The 17,138-nt window shown below is 61.8% G+C and carries 16 protein-coding genes and 1 pseudogene; 8 read left to right on the top strand and 9 right to left on the bottom strand.

Annotation, left to right across the window (positions count from 1 at the left end):
- Positions 1–10: 10 nt before the first annotated feature.
- The 7 genes from prfH to ACK5NW_RS02590 form a co-directional block, all read right to left on the bottom strand.
- Positions 11–604, bottom strand: coding sequence for a peptide chain release factor H (gene prfH / locus ACK5NW_RS02620; protein WP_416924772.1), 594 nt, complete (start codon positions 602–604; stop codon positions 11–13).
- Positions 595–1,746, bottom strand: a complete 1,152-nt coding sequence (locus tag ACK5NW_RS02615; protein WP_416924770.1) for an RNA ligase RtcB family protein — start codon at positions 1,744–1,746, stop codon at positions 595–597. Before ACK5NW_RS02615 ends, prfH begins: the two co-directional genes overlap by 10 nt.
- A gap of 367 nt (positions 1,747–2,113) precedes the next feature.
- A complete protein-coding gene (locus ACK5NW_RS02610; RefSeq protein ID WP_416924768.1) occupies positions 2,114–3,217 on the bottom strand; it encodes a sulfate/molybdate ABC transporter ATP-binding protein in 1,104 nt (367 codons plus the stop codon).
- A 77-nt stretch (positions 3,218–3,294) separates the two neighbouring features.
- Positions 3,295–4,191 (bottom strand): sulfate ABC transporter permease subunit CysW, encoded by an 897-nt coding sequence (gene cysW / locus ACK5NW_RS02605; RefSeq protein ID WP_416924766.1) that lies wholly within the window; start codon positions 4,189–4,191, stop codon positions 3,295–3,297.
- Positions 4,188–5,060, bottom strand: a complete 873-nt coding sequence (cysT, locus tag ACK5NW_RS02600; protein ID WP_416924764.1) for a sulfate ABC transporter permease subunit CysT — start codon at positions 5,058–5,060, stop codon at positions 4,188–4,190. The genes cysW and cysT overlap by 4 nt, the downstream gene beginning before the upstream one ends.
- Positions 5,061–5,336: 276 nt before the next feature.
- Positions 5,337–6,329 carry a sulfate ABC transporter substrate-binding protein gene (locus ACK5NW_RS02595; protein WP_416924762.1) on the bottom strand — a complete coding sequence of 331 codons (993 nt, stop codon included), beginning with the start codon at positions 6,327–6,329 and terminating at the stop codon, positions 5,337–5,339.
- A gap of 451 nt (positions 6,330–6,780) precedes the next feature.
- Positions 6,781–7,785, bottom strand: coding sequence for an META domain-containing protein (locus ACK5NW_RS02590; RefSeq protein ID WP_416924760.1), 1,005 nt, complete (start codon positions 7,783–7,785; stop codon positions 6,781–6,783).
- Positions 7,786–7,988: 203 nt separating this feature from the next.
- Between ACK5NW_RS02590 and ACK5NW_RS02585 the strand changes: the two genes are divergently transcribed.
- Complete coding sequence (locus ACK5NW_RS02585; protein WP_416924758.1) at positions 7,989–9,599, top strand: phospholipase D family protein; 1,611 nt, start codon at positions 7,989–7,991, stop codon at positions 9,597–9,599.
- Positions 9,600–9,826: 227 nt separating this feature from the next.
- On the opposite strand, the gene hpnC is transcribed toward ACK5NW_RS02585, so the two are convergent.
- Positions 9,827–10,711 (bottom strand): squalene synthase HpnC, encoded by an 885-nt coding sequence (hpnC, locus tag ACK5NW_RS02580; RefSeq protein ID WP_416924756.1) that lies wholly within the window; start codon positions 10,709–10,711, stop codon positions 9,827–9,829.
- 178 nt (positions 10,712–10,889) lie between these two features.
- Here hpnC and recO point away from each other — a divergent pair, with 178 nt between their 5' ends.
- The 6 genes from recO (at position 10,890) to ACK5NW_RS02550 (ending at position 16,058) form a co-directional block, all read left to right on the top strand.
- Positions 10,890–11,651, top strand: coding sequence for a DNA repair protein RecO (gene recO / locus ACK5NW_RS02575; RefSeq protein ID WP_416924754.1), 762 nt, complete (start codon positions 10,890–10,892; stop codon positions 11,649–11,651).
- Between the two features lie 43 nt (positions 11,652–11,694).
- A complete protein-coding gene (locus ACK5NW_RS02570) occupies positions 11,695–12,465 on the top strand; it encodes a pyridoxine 5'-phosphate synthase (protein ID WP_416924752.1) in 771 nt (256 codons plus the stop codon).
- Between the two features lie 309 nt (positions 12,466–12,774).
- Positions 12,775–13,170: a holo-ACP synthase gene (acpS, locus tag ACK5NW_RS02565; RefSeq protein ID WP_416924750.1), complete on the top strand. Its 396-nt coding sequence runs from the start codon at positions 12,775–12,777 to the stop codon at positions 13,168–13,170.
- A gap of 96 nt (positions 13,171–13,266) precedes the next feature.
- Positions 13,267–14,343 (top strand): beta-N-acetylhexosaminidase, encoded by a 1,077-nt coding sequence (gene nagZ / locus ACK5NW_RS02560; protein ID WP_416924748.1) that lies wholly within the window; start codon positions 13,267–13,269, stop codon positions 14,341–14,343.
- Between the two features lie 108 nt (positions 14,344–14,451).
- Positions 14,452–14,916 (top strand): hypothetical protein, encoded by a 465-nt coding sequence (locus ACK5NW_RS02555; protein ID WP_416924746.1) that lies wholly within the window; start codon positions 14,452–14,454, stop codon positions 14,914–14,916.
- A gap of 260 nt (positions 14,917–15,176) precedes the next feature.
- The gene (locus tag ACK5NW_RS02550) at positions 15,177–16,058 is read left to right on the top strand and encodes a transporter substrate-binding domain-containing protein (RefSeq protein WP_416924744.1); all 882 of its coding nucleotides are present in this window, start codon (positions 15,177–15,179) and stop codon (positions 16,056–16,058) included.
- 13 nt (positions 16,059–16,071) lie between these two features.
- Here the strand turns inward: ACK5NW_RS02550 and ACK5NW_RS02545 are convergent, their stop codons facing one another.
- Positions 16,072–16,815: a hypothetical protein gene (locus ACK5NW_RS02545; protein ID WP_416924742.1), complete on the bottom strand. Its 744-nt coding sequence runs from the start codon at positions 16,813–16,815 to the stop codon at positions 16,072–16,074.
- A gap of 136 nt (positions 16,816–16,951) precedes the next feature.
- Between ACK5NW_RS02545 and ACK5NW_RS02540 the strand changes: the two are divergent.
- Positions 16,952–17,138: pseudogene (locus ACK5NW_RS02540) on the top strand (IS5/IS1182 family transposase); the annotation flags it as partial.

Below are 17,138 nucleotides of genomic sequence, written 5' to 3'. Positions count from 1 at the left end.
CAGAGCAGAGCTACCGCCGAAACACCTTCACCGGATCACCCCGCGCTACCTGCCAGTGTTGCAGGCTGCGCGCTTGGCGTGCACCACTCAACTGGTCGGCATGAAGCTGCGCCAGCTTGATGGCCAGCAGCTCGCGCGCCAGCCGTTTGTTGGCGTGCTGGCTGCGCTTGGTGCTGACCTTGACCGCCAAACCACTGGCCATGTGCGTGGCGTGCACGGCCGAATCGGTGGTGTTGACGTGCTGGCCGCCCGCGCCGGATGCCTTGCAGGCCTGAAAGCGAATCTCGCCATTGTCTGGAAGGGCTTGTGGCGCGGTGCAGCGCTGCACCGCCACAAACCAGTTCTTGCGCTTGTGCTGGGGGCGGAACGGGCTGTTGAAAACCCACTGTATCGACCCCAGCCAGGGAGCCACCCAGTGCGGCGCGGCAGCGCTGTCGCTGCGCAGCAGGGCTGATTTGCAGCCTGCTGCCGTGTCCACGCTTTCCAGCACCTCGAACGCGATGTCTGCGGCAGCCGCCTCGCGCAGCAAGGTTTGCAGCGTCAGGTGCGCGGCGCGCTCGCACTCCAGCGGCCCGTGGGCGGCGCTGATTTGAATCAACAGCATGTGGGCGCTCCTTTCTTGTAGGTCAGCAGCGGTTTGAGCCGTGCCACGGGCTGTACCAAACCGGCTTCGATCAGTGTGGCAACCACAGCGTCCACGTTTTTGTAGGCTTGGGGCGCTTCTTCGTACACCAGTGCCTTGTCGGCGCAGATGACGGCGCTGCCAAAGCGGGTTTGCAGCAAGTCGGTGAACGAAAAGCGGGGTTTGAGCCGCCCCACGCAGTCACTGCGCGCCCATTTGCGGCCCGCACCGTGTGCCAGCGAATCCAGCGCCTCGTGCCGCTCCGGCACGGGCCGCAGCACGTGGCTGTAGTCGCCGCGCGAGCCGGGAATCACCACCAGACCATGGTCGGCCGGTGTGGCCCCTTTGCGGTGCAGATAGCCCGCTTGGCCTTGCCAGACGTGGGGCAGCACATGGTTGTGCGTGATGTCGAGCACGGCCTGCAACTCGGTGCGCAAAGCGCGCGCCAGCCGCTCGGCAATGTGCGCGCGGTTGAGCACGGCAAAGCGCAGCGCCGCATCGTGCTGCGCCAGATACTGCTGCGCCTCAGCCGTGTCGGCAGTCAAGCCGTCGTGATTGAAGCGCTCGACGTGCGCACGCAAAATGGCCCCGCCCAGCCCGCGCGAGCCGCTGTGCACCATCAGGTAGACGCGTTTGGCGTCCAGCACGCCTGGCTCGTGCACCTGATCGACCACTTGCACTTCGGCAAAGTGGTTGCCGCCGCCAATGGTGCCCAGGCCGCTGGCCAGTTGGCCCGCGCTGAACAGACCCGTGCGCGCGGCGATGTCGCCCAAGGCTTGGTGCGTTGCATCGGCGATGGCGCTTTCAGGCAGCGGATCGTCGATGGGGGTGAGGGCTTTTTCAAGCCGTGATGCGGATGTCTTGTGCGCATGCAGCCCGGTGGCCAGCAGCGATATGCCGCAGCCGATGTCGCCACCAACCAATGCCGGGTACAAACGCCCGACCGAAAAAAACGCCGCACCCACCGGGTAGCCCCGGCCAGGGTGTAAGTCGGGCAGGCCGACGGCGGCGCGTATGCCAGGCAGGCGTGCGGTGGTGTGCAGTTGTTGAACAGCCGCGTCTTCCATCCAGACGCGGTGATTGGCGAACACCCGAACGGGGGTGTCCAAAACAGAATTGCCCATGGAGATGGCCTTTGATCAAAAAAACAAATTGAGGATGTGTAAGGACTGATAAGGCAGTCGCATCCCCAGATCAAAAGCGCGGTGAACACTGCGGTGAAAAACGCAGTGAAAAGACAGCGAATGACACGGCCACCGGCACCTCAAGCCGTCAAGGCTTGGGCGAGATATTCCGGCAGCGTGTCAGCTTAAGTTTGAGCTTAGGCGGGCACGACTGCAAAGGAACAGGTCTTGGACATGTGCGTTCTCCTTTGCGTGCAATGAATGAAGGCCCTTGAACAGGGCCAATGAAGGGCGCGAGTATAAAGGCGCTGCGCGCCGCCAATCAAGCGCAGCGTGGCGCAGGGCCTACACCGTGGGTGGCTGCCGCTTAAATCATGGCTGCCGGATCGCCCAGCGGCTCATTGGTGGCAGGTTGCAAAAACACCCGCGCCTTGCGGGGCGATACCAGCACCGTGTCGCCTTCGTGCAGACCTGAGCGGCGGAACTCGTCGGCAGGCAGATGGGCATCCAGAATTTGATCGGGCTGGTCGTTGGGCACCAGTTCCAGCCGCGCCAGTGGGCCGACCAGCAGCGCGCGGTCCAGCTGCGCAGCCAAGCCGGGCGCGCCAGCGGTGTAGGGCGTGACCAGCAAGTCGCTGGGGCGCACGAAGGCCATGGCTTCGGCGTCCAGTGCGTCACCGTGTTCAGGTGCGTCGATCTGCCACGCGCCGACCTGCAACTGGCCTGCGCTGGCGCGCCCGCGCAGCAGGTTCACGTCGCCTAAAAAGCCGTACACAAACGGTGTCGCCGGGTGTTCCCATACGTCTTGCGGTGTGCCCACCTGCTCGATTTGGCCGTGGTTCATCACCACCACGCGGTCGGCCACTTCCAGCGCCTCTTCCTGGTCGTGGGTGACGAACAGGCTGGTCACGTGCAGCTCGTCGTGCAGGCGGCGCAGCCAGCGGCGCAATTCTTTGCGCACCTTGGCGTCCAGGGCGCCAAAAGGTTCATCGAGCAGCAGCACCTTGGGCTCGACCGCCAGTGCGCGCGCCAGGGCAATGCGCTGGCGTTGCCCGCCAGATAGCTGTGATGGGTAGCGATCGGCCAGCCAGTCGAGCTGCACCAGACTGAGCAGCTCGTGCACTTTGGCTTTGATCTGCGCTTCTGGCGGACGCAGCCGACGCGGCTTGACGCGCAGGCCAAAGGCCACATTGTCGGCCACTGTCATGTGGCGAAACAGCGCATAGTGCTGGAACACAAAGCCCACTTGCCGCTCGCGCACGTGCACGTCGGTGGTGTCTGCACCGCTGAACAGGATGTGGCCCGCGTCACTCGATTCCAGCCCGGCAATGATGCGCAGCAGCGTGGTTTTGCCACAGCCCGAGGGGCCGAGCAAGGCCACCAGCTCGCCCGACGCCACTTCAAGGCTGACGTCGTTCAGCGCGCGGAAGTCGCCGAAATACTTGCTGACGTGGCGGATGTCAATGCTCATTGATTTGCTCTTTAATTAATAGCTGAATGTGCTTGTAATGATTGCGCTTTTGGCGATTGATTTAAAGGCTGATTTAACTATAAGACTCCGGATGAAGCCGGTTTTCCCATCGGCTCTTCGTCCGCGCCTTTGATCTGCCGCGCGTGTTGCCACTCCACCATGCTTTTGAGCGCCAGCGTCACGATGGCCAGCAGCGCCAGCAGCGACGCCACGGCAAACGCCGCCTGACCCTGGTATTCGTTGTACAGAATTTCCACGTGCAGTGGCAGCGTGTTGGTCTGGCCGCGAATGTGGCCCGACACCACCGACACCGCGCCAAACTCGCCCATGGCGCGCGCGTTGCACAAAATCACGCCGTAAATCAGCCCCCATTTAATGTTGGGCAGCGTCACGTGCCAGAAGGTCTGCCAGCCGCTGGCCCCCAGCACCTGGGCGGCCTGTTCCTCATCATTGCCCTGTGCTTGCATGAGTGGAATCAGCTCACGCGCAATGAACGGGAAGGTCACGAACACTGTGGCCAGCACAATGCCGGGCACGGCAAACACGATCTTGATGTCGTGCGCAGCCAGCCACGGCCCCAGCCAGCCTTGCGCGCCAAACACCATGACGTAAATCAGGCCCGCCACCACGGGCGAGACAGAAAACGGCAAATCAATCAGTGTGGTCAAAAACGATTTGCCGCGAAATTCAAACTTGGCAATGCACCATGCCGCCGCCACGCCAAACACCAGATTCAAAGGCACTGCAATGGCGGCGGTGAGCAGCGTCAGGCGAATCGCCGCTTGCGCATCGGGGTCTCGCAGCGCGGCCATGTAAGCGCCCCAGCCGCCACGCAATGCTTCGACAAACACTGCCGCCAGCGGCAGCACCAGAAACAGCCCCATGAAGCCCAGCGCCAAACTGGTGAGCAACCAACGCACGGCGGGTGATTCGGTGGTGCGCACGCGTGCGGGGGTAAGGGCAGGGGCGCTCATGTCCCGGTTCTCCGGCGTTGCCAGGCTTGCAGGCCATTGATCACCAGCAGCATGATGAACGAGGCCAGCAGCATGACCGAGGCCACGGCGGTGGCCCCCTGGTAGTCGTATTGCTCCAGCTTGCCGATGATGACCAGCGGCGTGATCTCTGACACCATGGGCATGTTGCCCGCAATGAAAATGACCGAGCCGTATTCGCCCACCGCGCGCGCAAACGCCATGGCAAAGCCTGTGAGTAGTGCTGGTGCAATGCCCGGAAAAATGACCTTCCAGAATGTCTGCCAGCGCGTGGCCCCCAGGCAGGCGGCGGCTTCTTCCAGTTCTTTCTCGGTGTCTTCCAGCACCGGTTGCACGGTGCGCACCACAAACGGCAGGCCAATGAAAATCAGCGCCACCACGATGCCTGCGGGCTGAAACGCCACCTGAATACCCAGTGGCGCGAGGTACTGCCCAATCCAGCCGTTGTCCGCCAAGATGGCTGTCAATGCGATGCCCGCCACCGCTGTGGGCAAGGCAAAAGGCAAATCGACCAGCGCATCGGCCATGCGCTTGCCCGGAAACTGGTAGCGCACCAGCACCCAGGCCAGCAGCAGTCCCGCCACCACGTTCACGGCCGCTGCGATCAGCGAAGCGCCAAACGTCAACCTGAACGACGCCAGCACGCGCGGTGCCGACACCGCCGCCCAAAAATCACCCCAGCCCATGGACAAGGTGTTGATAACCAGTGCTGACAGTGGAATCAGCACCACCAGAGACAAATACAGCAGCGTATAGCCCAGCGTCAGGTTAAAGCCAGGCAACACGCGCTGTGCTGTGCGACGGCGCGGCCTTGTAGGGCCCACAGGCGCGGCCAAAGAGGCGGATGTCATGAAAAAAGAAGTCGCATTAATCAAGAACAGGCCAGCGTGAAACGCATGGTCTTGGCAAGTGCGCCCGTGGTCGGGTTTGAGCCGAGCACCGGGTGCGTACCCCTTGCGGTAGCAAAAGGGGGAAGCGACGTTAGCCGCTCAGGGGGAAATGGCAGTGGCCGGTAAGAGAATTTGTATGAATCAAAGAAACAGGCCAGCGCGAAGCGCCTGGCCTTGGCGGGTGCGTCCCCCTTCCGAAGGAAAAGGGGGAAGCGGCGTCAGCCGCTCAGGGCGTTGTCATTTATTCGTATAGATTTTGTCGAACTGTCCGCCGTCGTTGAAATGCACTTTCTGCGCCTCGGCCAGCGAGCCGAAATACTGTTCGACCGAGAACAGCTTGATGGGCTTGAAGTTGGGGTACTTCTTCAAAACGTCTTCATTGCGCGGGCGGATGTTGTGCTTGGCGGCAATTTCCTGCGCTTCGGGGGTGTACAAAAAGTCCAGATAAGCCTTGGCCTGCGTGGCGGTGCCTTTCTTGCCCACGGTGCGCTCGACCACGGCCACCGGGTTTTCGGTCAGTAAGCTGGCGCTGGGATGCACGGCGTCGACCTTGCCTTTGCCGAATTCGTTTTCCACCGACACCACCTCGGACTCAAACGTCACCAGCACGTCGCCCTGGTTGCGCTGCAAAAACACACCCGTGGCATCGCGCCCGCCGCGTGCCAGCACGGGCACGTTTTTGTACAGCCGGGTCACAAAGTCCAATGCCTGGGCGTCGGTGCCACCTTTGGCGCGCACCTGACCCCAAGCGGCCAGATAGGCCATGCGGCCGTTGCCGCCGGTTTTGGGGTTGACCACGATCACCTTCACGTCGGGCTTGACCAGGTCGTCCCAGTCCTTGATGCCCTTGGGATTGCCCTTGCGTACCAGAAACAGCATGGTCGATGTGGTGGGCGCTGCGCCGTTGGGGAATTTGGTGCGCCAGTCCTGCGCCACCACACCCTTGCTGGCCAGAAAATCGATGTCGGTGGTGGTGTTCATGGTGACCACATCGGCAGCCAGCCCGTCGGCGACGGCGCGTGCCTGCGCACTGGAGCCAGCATGCGACTGCTCGACCTTGATATCCTGCCCCGTGGCCTTTTTGTAGTGGGGCACAAAGGCGGCGTTGATGTCTTTGTAAAACTCGCGCGCCACGTCGTAAGACACGTTCAGCAGCGAAGTCTGGGCACTGGCTGCGGTGGCGGCAGCCAGCGCCAGGGCGGGGATGAGAGAGCGAAGTACAGCGTTCATGGTCTTTTAAAAAAAGCGGCGTTGGCAGGAATGCCCACACCAGGCCGCGCAGTCTGACAGTGCACGCTTAGATCGCAAACTACATTTTTCTTCTTTCTTTATGCCAATCAGCATCTAAGAGCGTGTTCAAAGTCTCTGCGCGGGTGTGTGGACGCGGCCCCGGGCGGTCTGCTGCGTTGCAAATCCTCGGGATACCGCCAGGTATCGCTGCGGTTTGCGCCTTGCAGCCCATCCCGATTCGCATCCCGCACTCCTCACGCTGAGACTTTGAACACGCTCTAAAGAGGACGTTATACGCTGGCCTTGATGGGCGCATTGGCAGGTCGCCATGAGGCTTGAATTCCAAAGCGGTTTTAGCTTGTGGTGCGTGTGTGAAAAGCGTTGGCAGCTATGAATTTGATATTGATCGATGGTAAGCCAGCGTGGTGAGTGCGCTCGGTCTCGTCCGGCTTCAACGCATGGCTTCGGCCCGGGCTTGCAGCAGCACCTGGCCTTGCGGGTTGCGCAAGGTGAGCTGTTGGCCGTCAATGCGCCAATGCAGCGGCTGGGTGGCCAGCACGCGGCTCAGGCGCGCTTCTTGCTCGCCCAGCGGCGGCACGCAGGCTTTTTTGGTGCTCATCATGGCGCGGGCGAATGTCAACTCGGTTCCATTGACGGTGTAGCCGCCGCTGATCTGGTTGCAGCCTGCGTAGACGCGGGCGCGCGGTGGCTGGCGGTCGTCATCGGCCAGCACCAGGTGTGGCTCGCGTTGGTTGCCGCGCACCACCACCGGCTGGCCTTCGAGGCTGAGAATGCGCCAGTAGGTGTTGAGTAGCGGCGCGCTGGCGATGGCACCGCTGGCGGGATCGGCTGGCCTGGCGGTGGTGACGTGGGTGGTGTTGGCCGCAGCGGCAGCAGTGGGCACCAGGCGCAGTGGCTGGGCCAGTGCGGTGCCTGCGCCGTGCGTGAGCACGGGCGTGACGGTGTCGGTGGTCAGCAGCAACTGGCCCTGGGCTGACGAGACGGTGGCGCGCACCATATAGCGCATGCGCGGGTCGATGGCGGCGCTGTCGTAGGGGATGCGAAAGCGCACCACGGGTTGATGGGGCGATTCGGCCACGTCGCGGCCCAGCACCTGTCCCAAGGCTTGTTGGTGGCGGCCCAGCAAGGGGGCCATGATGTCCGCGCGCGAGTGGTCGATCAACTGGGCTTCAAATGTGGCACCGGGCGGCAGCGCCACCGCGCCTGGCCAGGTGGCGCTGCCGGTGAGGTAGGCCATGTGTTCATTTTCCATGGCAAATTCCTGCTCGGCGTTGGTCATGGGCATGGTGGCGGTTGTGGCCGCAGCAGGCGTGGGGCCGGGAGCGCTGGCGCAGCCTGCCAGAGCGCTGGTGGCCAGTATGACGGTCAATGCCATTCGGCTGGGCAAGGTGGCCCAGCGGCTCAGGTGCGGGGCGGAACAAGCAGTGGGTTGCATGGTGTGATTTCCCAAAAAACGAAAATGGTGAACGCGAAGAAGGTGAGTGTGGGCGAATGAATCGCCCATTCGGCCGCCACAATGTGGCGGCGCGCGTCCGCGACAATGGGCCATATTGGCATAGTCAACGCGCGATCCACACTTTGGAGTCGATCATCTGTATGAGGCTCATCCATTTATTCATGGGCATCAAGGCTGTTTTGATGTCTCTGCCCGCAGCTCGCACGCTGACTGCGGGGTGCTTGAGCGCCTTGGCGCTGCTGGGTGGCTGCGCCTTGCCGCCGCTGCAAGGGCGCAGCGAAAGCGCGGCCTTTGCGCCCGACCCGCGTGTGGCGCTGGGCCAGAGTGTGGCACCGCTGTGGCCCGCGCATCCGGGCCAGACGGGCGTGGTGGCGCTGTCCAATGGGCTGAACGCCTTTGCTGCGCGCGTGCATTTGGCCGACGTGGCTGAAAAAAGCCTGGACTTGCAGTACTACATCTGGCACCTGGACTTGACCGGCACGCTGATGATGCAGGCCGTGCAGCGCGCCGCCGACCGGGGCGTGCGTGTGCGCCTGCTGCTGGACGACAACAACACCGCAGGCATGGATGCCGTGCTGGCCCGGCTGGACGCGCATCCCCACATCGAGCTGCGCTTGTACAACCCCTTTGTGCAGCGCAGTGCACGCTGGCTGGGTTTTATGACCGATTTCAGCCGCCTCAACCGCCGCATGCACAACAAGTCGTTCACCGCCGACGGCTGGGTCAGCGTGGTGGGCGGACGCAATATTGGCGACGAATATTTCAGCGCCGCGCACGAAGCCAACTTTCTCGATCTGGATGCGCTGATCACCGGCGCTGCCGTGCCCGAGGTGGAGCGCGAGTTTGACCGCTATTGGCAAAGCGCATCGGCTTACCCGGCGCAGCGGCTGTTGTCGCAAGACGTTCAGGCGGCGCTACCCGAAGTCGATGCCCAGGCTGCGGCCACTTATCTGCAAGCGCTGCGGCAAGACACGGCGGTGACCGATCTGGTGGCAGGCCGCTTGCGGCCCGAGTGGGTGTCCGCGCAGGTGGTGTCCGACGCGCCCGAAAAGACCACCGACCCGGCGTGGGCGGCGCGGCCCATTGCCGAGCGCATGAAATCTGCCCTGGGCGTGTCCCAGCGCGAGCTGTTCTGGGTGTCGCCTTATTTCGTGCCCTCAGACGATGGCGCGGCCGCGCTGGCCAAACTGGCCCGTGCGGGCGTAGACACCCGCGTGCTGACCAACTCGCTGCAAGCCAGCGATGTGGCTGTGGTGCATGCGGGCTACATGAAATACCGCAAAGACCTGTTGCAAAGCGGTGTACGCCTGTTCGAGCTGAAACCCGATCCGCAGCTTGGCTCCCGCTCAGCCGCCGCGCGGACTGCGGTGGCACAAACCGGCGCGGATCAAGATCAGCAGGCCAGCGATGAGCGTGGCGGCAGCTTTGCCCGCAAGGTGGTTGGCTCTGGTGGCTCCAGCGCCAGCTTGCACGCCAAGACCAGCGAAATCGACCGCACCAGACTGTACGTGGGTTCGTTCAACTTCGATCCACGCTCGATCGATATCAACACTGAAATGGGCCTGGTCATCACCAGCCCCAAGCTGGCCGGGCAAATGGCCCAGACCTTCGAGAGCGTGACGCGGGGCAGCTACGAAGTCATGCTGGACGAGCAGGGCAACCTGATCTGGCTCGACCCTGACTACGGCGATCCCGGCCAGCCCCAGTTGCACACCACCGAACCAGGCACCACCTGGCTGCAACGGCTGATGCTGCGCTTGCTGTCGTGGCTACCGATCGAAGGGATGCTGTGATGGTTGCTGCCCGGTGCCTGGAGATTGCACTGCATCAACGCTGAAGGACGTTCGCTTTTGGATTCAGCGCCTGCCATTCGGCCTTGGTGTCTTGTGCATGGGCGACGACAGGCAGTGTGCACCACAGGGCGGTGGAAAGGGTGGCAACTTGGGGCCATTTCATCACAATGTTTCTTCTGTTTTTCAAGAAGGCTCAGGGGTTGCGCTGCCGTCATGCGTCGCATGCATCACATCCGCCACATGCGCCAGCCAATGCGTGGTGCATCGGCGTACGACAGGGTGGGGCGCTGGTGCAGCGCTTGCGCCCCGAGCGCGCGCACCTTGTCCAGCGTGCGCAGCGCGCCTTGCACCACGGCGCGCAGCTCCCAGCCTGCGCGGCCTGGAATGCGGCGTACGAGTTGCAAGCCTTTTTGCATCTGGGCGCTGGCGTGGTTTGTGCAGGCAGCGATTAATGGCGCAGCTTTTTCATCGGCCGCCAGTGCCGCGAAATCGCGTTGCGGATTCATGATGGGCAAGCCGTGCGCGGTGCATTCGGCCAGTGGCAGGTAATAGCGCCCGCGCGGGATGTCCACGCTCAAATCCTGCCAGAAGTTGATGAGCTGCAAGGCGGTGCAGATGGCGTCGCTTTCGGCCAGCGCCTCATCGCTGCTCACGCCGTACAGGTGCAGCAGCAGACGGCCCACGGGGTTGGCCGAGCGCTGGCAATAGTCGTGCAGCGCAGCCCAGTTTGGGTAGGCCAGGCCGTCGCGGGTGTGGGCCACGTCTTGCGCAAAGGCCGACAGCAGCGCATCCAGCGATGCCATGGGCAGGGCGAAAGCACGCATTTGCGTGGCCAATGGGCCAAAGATGTGCGGCCAACTGCCAGAAGGGGTAGCGCCTTCGGCCACGGCATGCAGATCAAGCCGATACTGGCGCAACTGTGCCAGGCGTTCGGCGGCGGAGGCATGGCCTTCGTCAGCAATGTCGTCCGCCGTGCGCGCAAAGTGGTAGATCGCGGTAATCGGCGCGCGCAGTCGTGGCGGGCACAGCCACGACGCTACGGGAAAGTTCTCGTAGTGGTTGATGGCGACGGGGGTGGCGGTTGGGGTGACTGCGGGCACGGCGTTGGGCATGGCGGTGGTGGGTGGGATGCAGCTATTGTCTATAGTCACCAACAGGGTTTTTACTTTCAGGTTTGCGAAAGGTGGTTTTGTTTGATGGATCAAGGCTTTTTTCCCGTGCGCTGGTGTAACTTGCCGATAACGCGGGAACTGCTGGGATTACAGACGCTGAAATGAAGCGGGCTGTGCCATGAAGCGTGTTCTGCACGAGCCAGCCTACGTGCTGCACCGCTACGACTGGAGCGAGTCCAGCGTGATTGTGGAGGCATTCAGCCGTGCGCATGGCCGCGTGGCGCTGGTGGCCAAGGGGGCCAAACGGCCATCGTCCAACTTCCGTCCGGTGTTGCTGCCGCTGCAACCTTTGCTGCTGAGTTGGGGGGGCGACGCCGAAATCCGCACGCTCAAAGGTGCTGACTGGGCCGGTGGCTTGGTGATGCCGGTGGGCGAGCCGCTGCTATCGGGCTACTACGCCAATGAATTGCTGATGCGCCTGCTGGCACGTGAAGACGCGCACTCGCGCCTGTTCGATGCTTATGCCGCGCTGGTGCACGTGTTGGCGTCTGAGTACGCCGAAGCGCTGGTGGCCGCCGCTTTGCGTGCGTTCGAGCTGCTACTGCTGCGCGAGACCGGCCACCTGCCTTCGCTGCGTGCGCAAACCCTGACTTTCGCGCCTTTACAACCCGAGGCTGCTTACCGTCTGGTGCCTGAAGGCGGCCTGCGTGCGGCGCATGATGACGATAGCGCGTGGCTGGTGGGCGCGCACTGGCTGGTGCTGGCTGATGCTATGGACGATGAAGCGCCCCTTTCCACCACGCTGCACGCCGTGGCCCAACTGCCGGGGCAGGCACGCGCGCACCTGCGCCAGCAACTGCGTGCGCTGCTCCACTACCATTGTGGCGGTGGCACGCTGCGCACGCGGCAGATGATGATGGACCTTCAGTCGCTGGCCTGAAGCCGCGCCACCGACCGCCGTGCAGCGCGTTGGAGAAATCGACATGCATCCCAAAACCCAACTTTCCGTCAACGTCAACAAAGTCGCGCTGGTGCGCAACACGCGGCACCTGGGCATCCCCAGCGTGCTGCGCGCGGCCGATGCCTGCTTGCAAGCCGGTGCACACGGCATCACCGTGCACCCTCGGCCTGACGAGCGCCATGTGCGCGGGCACGACGTGAGCGATCTGGCAGCGCTGCTGGCTGGGCAGTGGCCGGGGCGCGAATACAACATTGAAGGCAACCCGACGCAGAACCTGATGGCCTTCATCCGCGCCGTGCGTCCGCAGCAATGCACCTTCGTGCCCGACAGTGAAGACCAGTTCACCAGCGACCACGGCTGGGATTTGGCGCAACCAGAAGTACGCGCCCGCGTACAGCCGCTGGTGGCCGAGGCGCGTGCGCTGGGCGTGCGCGTCAGCCTGTTTGTGGATCCCGACCCTGCGTTGATGCCCCACGCCCGCGATGTAGGTGCCGACCGGGTAGAGCTGTACACCGAGCCTTACGCCGCCGCCTGGGTCACGGGCGATGCGGCGGCGCGACAGACGCAACTGAAGGTGTATGCCGCTGCCGCCCGCGCCGCACTGGATGCGGGCCTGGGTGTGAACGCCGGGCATGATTTGAACCGTGACAACCTCACACCGTTTTTGCGCGCCGTGCCCGGTGTGGCCGAAGTCAGCATTGGTCATGCCCTGATCGCTGATGCGCTGGAGCTGGGCTACGCCGCCACGGTGCAGGCGTACCTGCGCTGCATCGATGAAGCGTTCAGCGCCTGAAAAGTATCAAATTCATAGCTGACAGTGCTATTTGTGCAAGCGCTGCGTGGCTATTTAACCTAGATCCAGCAGTTGATCGCTTGAGTTCTTCTTGGAAGCCGCATGAATACACAACTTTCTGCCCTTTCCCGCGCTCACCTTCGAGGTGAAGGCGCTACGCACCTACTGGCACTGCGCTCGCCGCGCCATGCGGCGTTGCTCGTCCTTGTGGGTAGTAGCCCGCAGCGTCCTCGCGTCTTGCCTGGCACGCCGATCACAGCATCATCGGATGCGTCCAGCTGCCAGATCTAGGTTTACCTCATAAAAATCATGATCCAGGGTATCGGCACCGACATCTGCGACATCCGCCGCATCCGCGCCAGTTTTGAGCGCCATGGCGAGCGTTTTGCGCAAAAAATCTTGTCCGACGCCGAATTAGCCGTTTGGCAGCGGCGTTCAGCGCGTTGGCCCGAGCGCGGCCTGCGTTATCTGGCCACGCGCTTTTCGGCCAAAGAAGCGTTCAGCAAAGCCATTGGCTTGGGCATGCGTCTGCCCATGCACTGGCGACTGTGCGAGATTGCCAACCGCCCCAGCGGCGAGCCGTTCATCGTGCTGCATGGTGGTTTGAAGGACTGGTTTGAGGCCCAAGACTGGGTGGCCCACATCACCGTCACTGATGAAAGCGAATACGCTGCCAGCTTTTGCGTGGTGGAACGGCGGGACTGATTGTTTTTCAGTCAAACTGGTTTTTGGCGTTGGCTCAAAAAGCGTTTGCAGCTATTAAAATTGTAGTTACTGGCTTTCTTTTGTACACCGCAGACCATGCAACATGCTCCCTTGATCATCGACATTGCTGGCACCGCGTTGACCAGCGATGACCGCCGTCGTCTGGCGCATCCGCTGGTGGGCGGCATGATTTTGTTTGCGCGCAACTGGGTGGGTCGCACGCAGTTGACGGCGCTGACCGCGCAGATCAAGCGCCTGCGACCTGATCTGCTGATCTGCGTCGATCACGAAGGCGGGCGCGTGCAGCGCTTTCGCACCGATGGTTTTACCCATCTGCCGCCGATGCGCGCCCTTGGGCAGTTATGGATGCGCGATGCCATGCGCGCGCAAGACGCGGCCAGCGCCTGCGGCTATGTGCTGGGGTCTGAACTGCGCGCTTGCGGGGTGGATTTGAGTTTTGCGCCGGTGCTGGATCTGGACTGGGCGGATGCGCAAGGTGGCTCACGCTCCAGCGTCATCGGTGACCGCGCCTTTCATGCCGATGCGCGCGTCGTCACCATGCTGGCCAAAAGCGTGGCGCATGGCCTGCTGCGCGCGGGCATGGCGCATTGCGGCAAGCATTTTCCAGGCCACGGTGGGGTGGCGGCCGATTCGCACACCGAATTGCCGCGCGATACGCGTGCGCTCAAAGCCCTCTTGAAAGATGACGCCGCGCCCTACGGCTGGCTGGGCAGCACGCTGGCGGCCGTGATGCCCGCGCACGTGGTGTACCCGCGCGTGGATGCGCGCCCGGCGGGTTTTTCTGCCCGCTGGCTGCAAGCCATCTTGCGCCAGCGGCTGGGCTTTGGCGGGGCCATCATTACCGATGATTTGAGTATGAAGGCCGCGCGCCATATCGAAGGCCGCACGGTCAGCCCAACCGATGCCGTTTTGGCCGCGCTGGCCGCAGGCTGCGACATGGCCTTGCTGTGTAACCAGTCGCTGGGCAATGGGCAGGTGGTGGACGACACCATCGACGGCCTGGCACGCGCCCAACTGTCTGGCCAGTGGCAGCCCAGCGAAGCCAGCGCGGCGCGCCGCCTGGCCTTGTTGCCACCCATCCAGCAAGCCCAACCCTGGGATGACCTGATGCGCGATGCGGCGTACCTGCGTGCGCTGGCGCTGCTGCCTTAACCCTTTGAACCTGCGCGCCCGCATCTGCATCTTGTATTTCACAAGGCGCTTGAGCTGTGCACTTGAATTTTTGAACTTGCGGCCCGATCTGCTAGGGTAATGATCCGCATGTCTTACCCACCTTTGCCTCCCCCCAACACCTCCGGCTCCGGCGGCGGTCTGGAGCGTTTTTTTGCACGCCTGTTCTCGCGCTTGATGGGCCTCATGCTCTGGATCACTCTGGGGCTGATCGGATTGGTGTTTGCCTTCAGCCTGTTGGTCTGGCTGCTGGTGATGCTGGTGGCCAGCCTGGTCAGCAGCGTGTTCACTGGCCGCAAACCGGCGGTGGCCGTGCTGTGGAGCCGTTACCGCGACATGACCCGACAACGCTGGCCCCAGCGTCCTGATTTTGGCCAGCCTGCCAGCAGCACCCCACGCGCCGACGCCGCTGATGCCACCGGCGCGGCCACCGACACCGGTGTGCAAGACGTGCGTTGGCGCGAAGTGCGCGCCGATCCGCCCGCGGATTCGCCTGTCGATCAGTCTGCCGATTCGGCGGCCAGCAGCGCGCCGCCGCCACCACGCCAGTCTTGACAAACCATCTGCATCAATTTGGATTCTTTTGTATACATCAAAATAGTCCATCTAAATTTTTCCGAAAGAGGTTGAAAACACCCGACTGACTTGCTTTGATGCTATATAATTAATAGCTTAATGAGCTTGTAAATCAAGCAAAAAGTCTGATGAATGTTTAGTCATTAGTAAAATCTGGGCAACATTGAGAGAGATGTTGCTCATCACAGAAATAAATAAAAAGTGCTAATATTTGGATTCTTTTATTAAGGAATCCATCCATGCGAGCACTCTTGCACCCCGTGTTTTTGCTTTTGCTGGTGCTCGGTTTGGCACCAAAGATCGCGTGGACACAATCCACCGCAGAGCAGGCTCGCCACCGCGGCGTTATCCACGTGGCCTATCGCACTGATGCACCGCCGTTTTCAATGGCTGGCAAGGCGCGTCAGCCTGTGGGCTACGCCATCGACTTTTGCCAGCCCTTGATCAAAAAGCTGGCCGCAGCCGCAGGCAACCCGGCCATGCGGGTGCGCTACATCCCCGTGCCGGTCGACGACGTGCCGCGTCTGTTTGGGGGCAACAGCGTCGATTTGCTGTGCAGCGGCACATCCGACACCACGGCGCGGCGGCAAAGCATGGCTTTTTCGCCGCCGATTTTTCTGGCTGAAACACGCATCCTGGTGCCTGCGCAAAGCAAAGCCGAAAGCGCGACTGATCTGGCGGGCAAGGCGCTGGTGGTGATCGACCGCACCACCGCCAAAGACGCCGCCATCCGTTACGCCGCCGACAACGACATTCGCTGGAAAGTGGCCTCGGCCATCAGTGCCGATGCCGCGCTGGGGCAACTCGATCTGGGTTGGGCCGCCGGTTACTTGCGTGACGACGTGCTGCTGGCCGCCCAGCTCATCACCGGCAAGCGCACCAAAACCTACCGCATGCTGCCCGAAGCGCTGTCCACTGAAAAAATCGCCATTGCCTTCGACCCCCACGACCCCGCGCTGAGCGCCATGGCCGACGAAGCCGTGCGCGAATTCATCCAAAGCGGGCAGGCACAAGCCACTTACGAGCGCTGGTTCATGCAGCCCCTGCAACCGGACGGCCTGGCCCTGGATTTGCCGATGTCGCCGCAGGTCAGGAAGTTGCTGACCACTAGGTTTGAATGAAAGGGTGTGATTTTTATGTCCAGTAACGACGGCGCACACGCAGCAGGCCAAACACTCCTAGAAGCGCCGATAAGCTCAACAGCATGCTCACGTTACCCACGGGCACTGCAACGGGAGTTGCTGCAAGGGGGGCACCGGGCAGAGGATTAGCGCAGGTGGGGAGGGCTTCTTCCAAACCACGAAACTCGGCCAGATAGATGTTTCTGTCGGTACCTGTGGAAGGTCGTGTATCACTTTGAATCGTGAAACGGATCTCACTGACGCCCGTCAAGTTTTCGCAAAAATCAAACCGTTGTCCAGATACTTGGGTTGTACTAAGGCTGACACCTGTGTAGGTTTTGGTTCCGGCTGAATAGGTCACTTCCAGATCGAAAACTGATGGGGATCCATCGAATTCATAATGGCCTTGCATGGGCAGTTCAAAAACTGCATTCCAAATTCCCACACCTGCCAATGTGGGCGCAGTTGCGAACGTGTATGTGAAAACGATCGGCAGAGTTGCCGCAGGTGTAGATATCCAAAATTTGTTGTCGTAACCAGAGTCTGTCACAAGATCATGGGTGGCGGCCAGAGTGGAACCAGTCAAGCCTCCGCCATTGATGGTCTGTGAAATATCAAACCCAGGACTTAGCTGATTGGAGGCAGTAGCGCTACTGGGTGCAACCAGCGTTTGTGCGTGCGAAATTTGAGGCGCTGCAAAAGCCACAACGAAACCTGCGGCTATACCCAGTAAATACTGGAAAATATAACGTGTCATATGTAGATCTCCCTGAAACTCGACTTGTATAAAGCGTTAAAATTTTACGTATTTCATTTCTCGCAGTCAATGAATGGAAACCTCTAAAACCCCCAGTCTCCAAACGGGGCCACCTTGAAATACTGATCCCCGCATCATGCACCAACGGCGCAGCGCCCTGAAGTCTGACCTATTCGCCGACTACGCGCACAAGCGCAAGATTGATGTGCTGGGCGATCCCCTGGAACTCATCGCCCGTCACATCGACTTTGACCACTTGGGCGGCCTGATCGATGACCTGTACCCCCGCACCGACGGTGCCAAAGGCGGGTGCGCCCACCGTA

The sequence above is a fragment of the Ottowia sp. genome, from assembly GCF_047975795.1.
Classification (GTDB): domain Bacteria; phylum Pseudomonadota; class Gammaproteobacteria; order Burkholderiales; family Burkholderiaceae_C; genus Ottowia.
The sequence above is the reverse complement of the archived record's forward strand: the minus strand, read 5'-3'. Positions and strand labels throughout refer to the sequence as shown.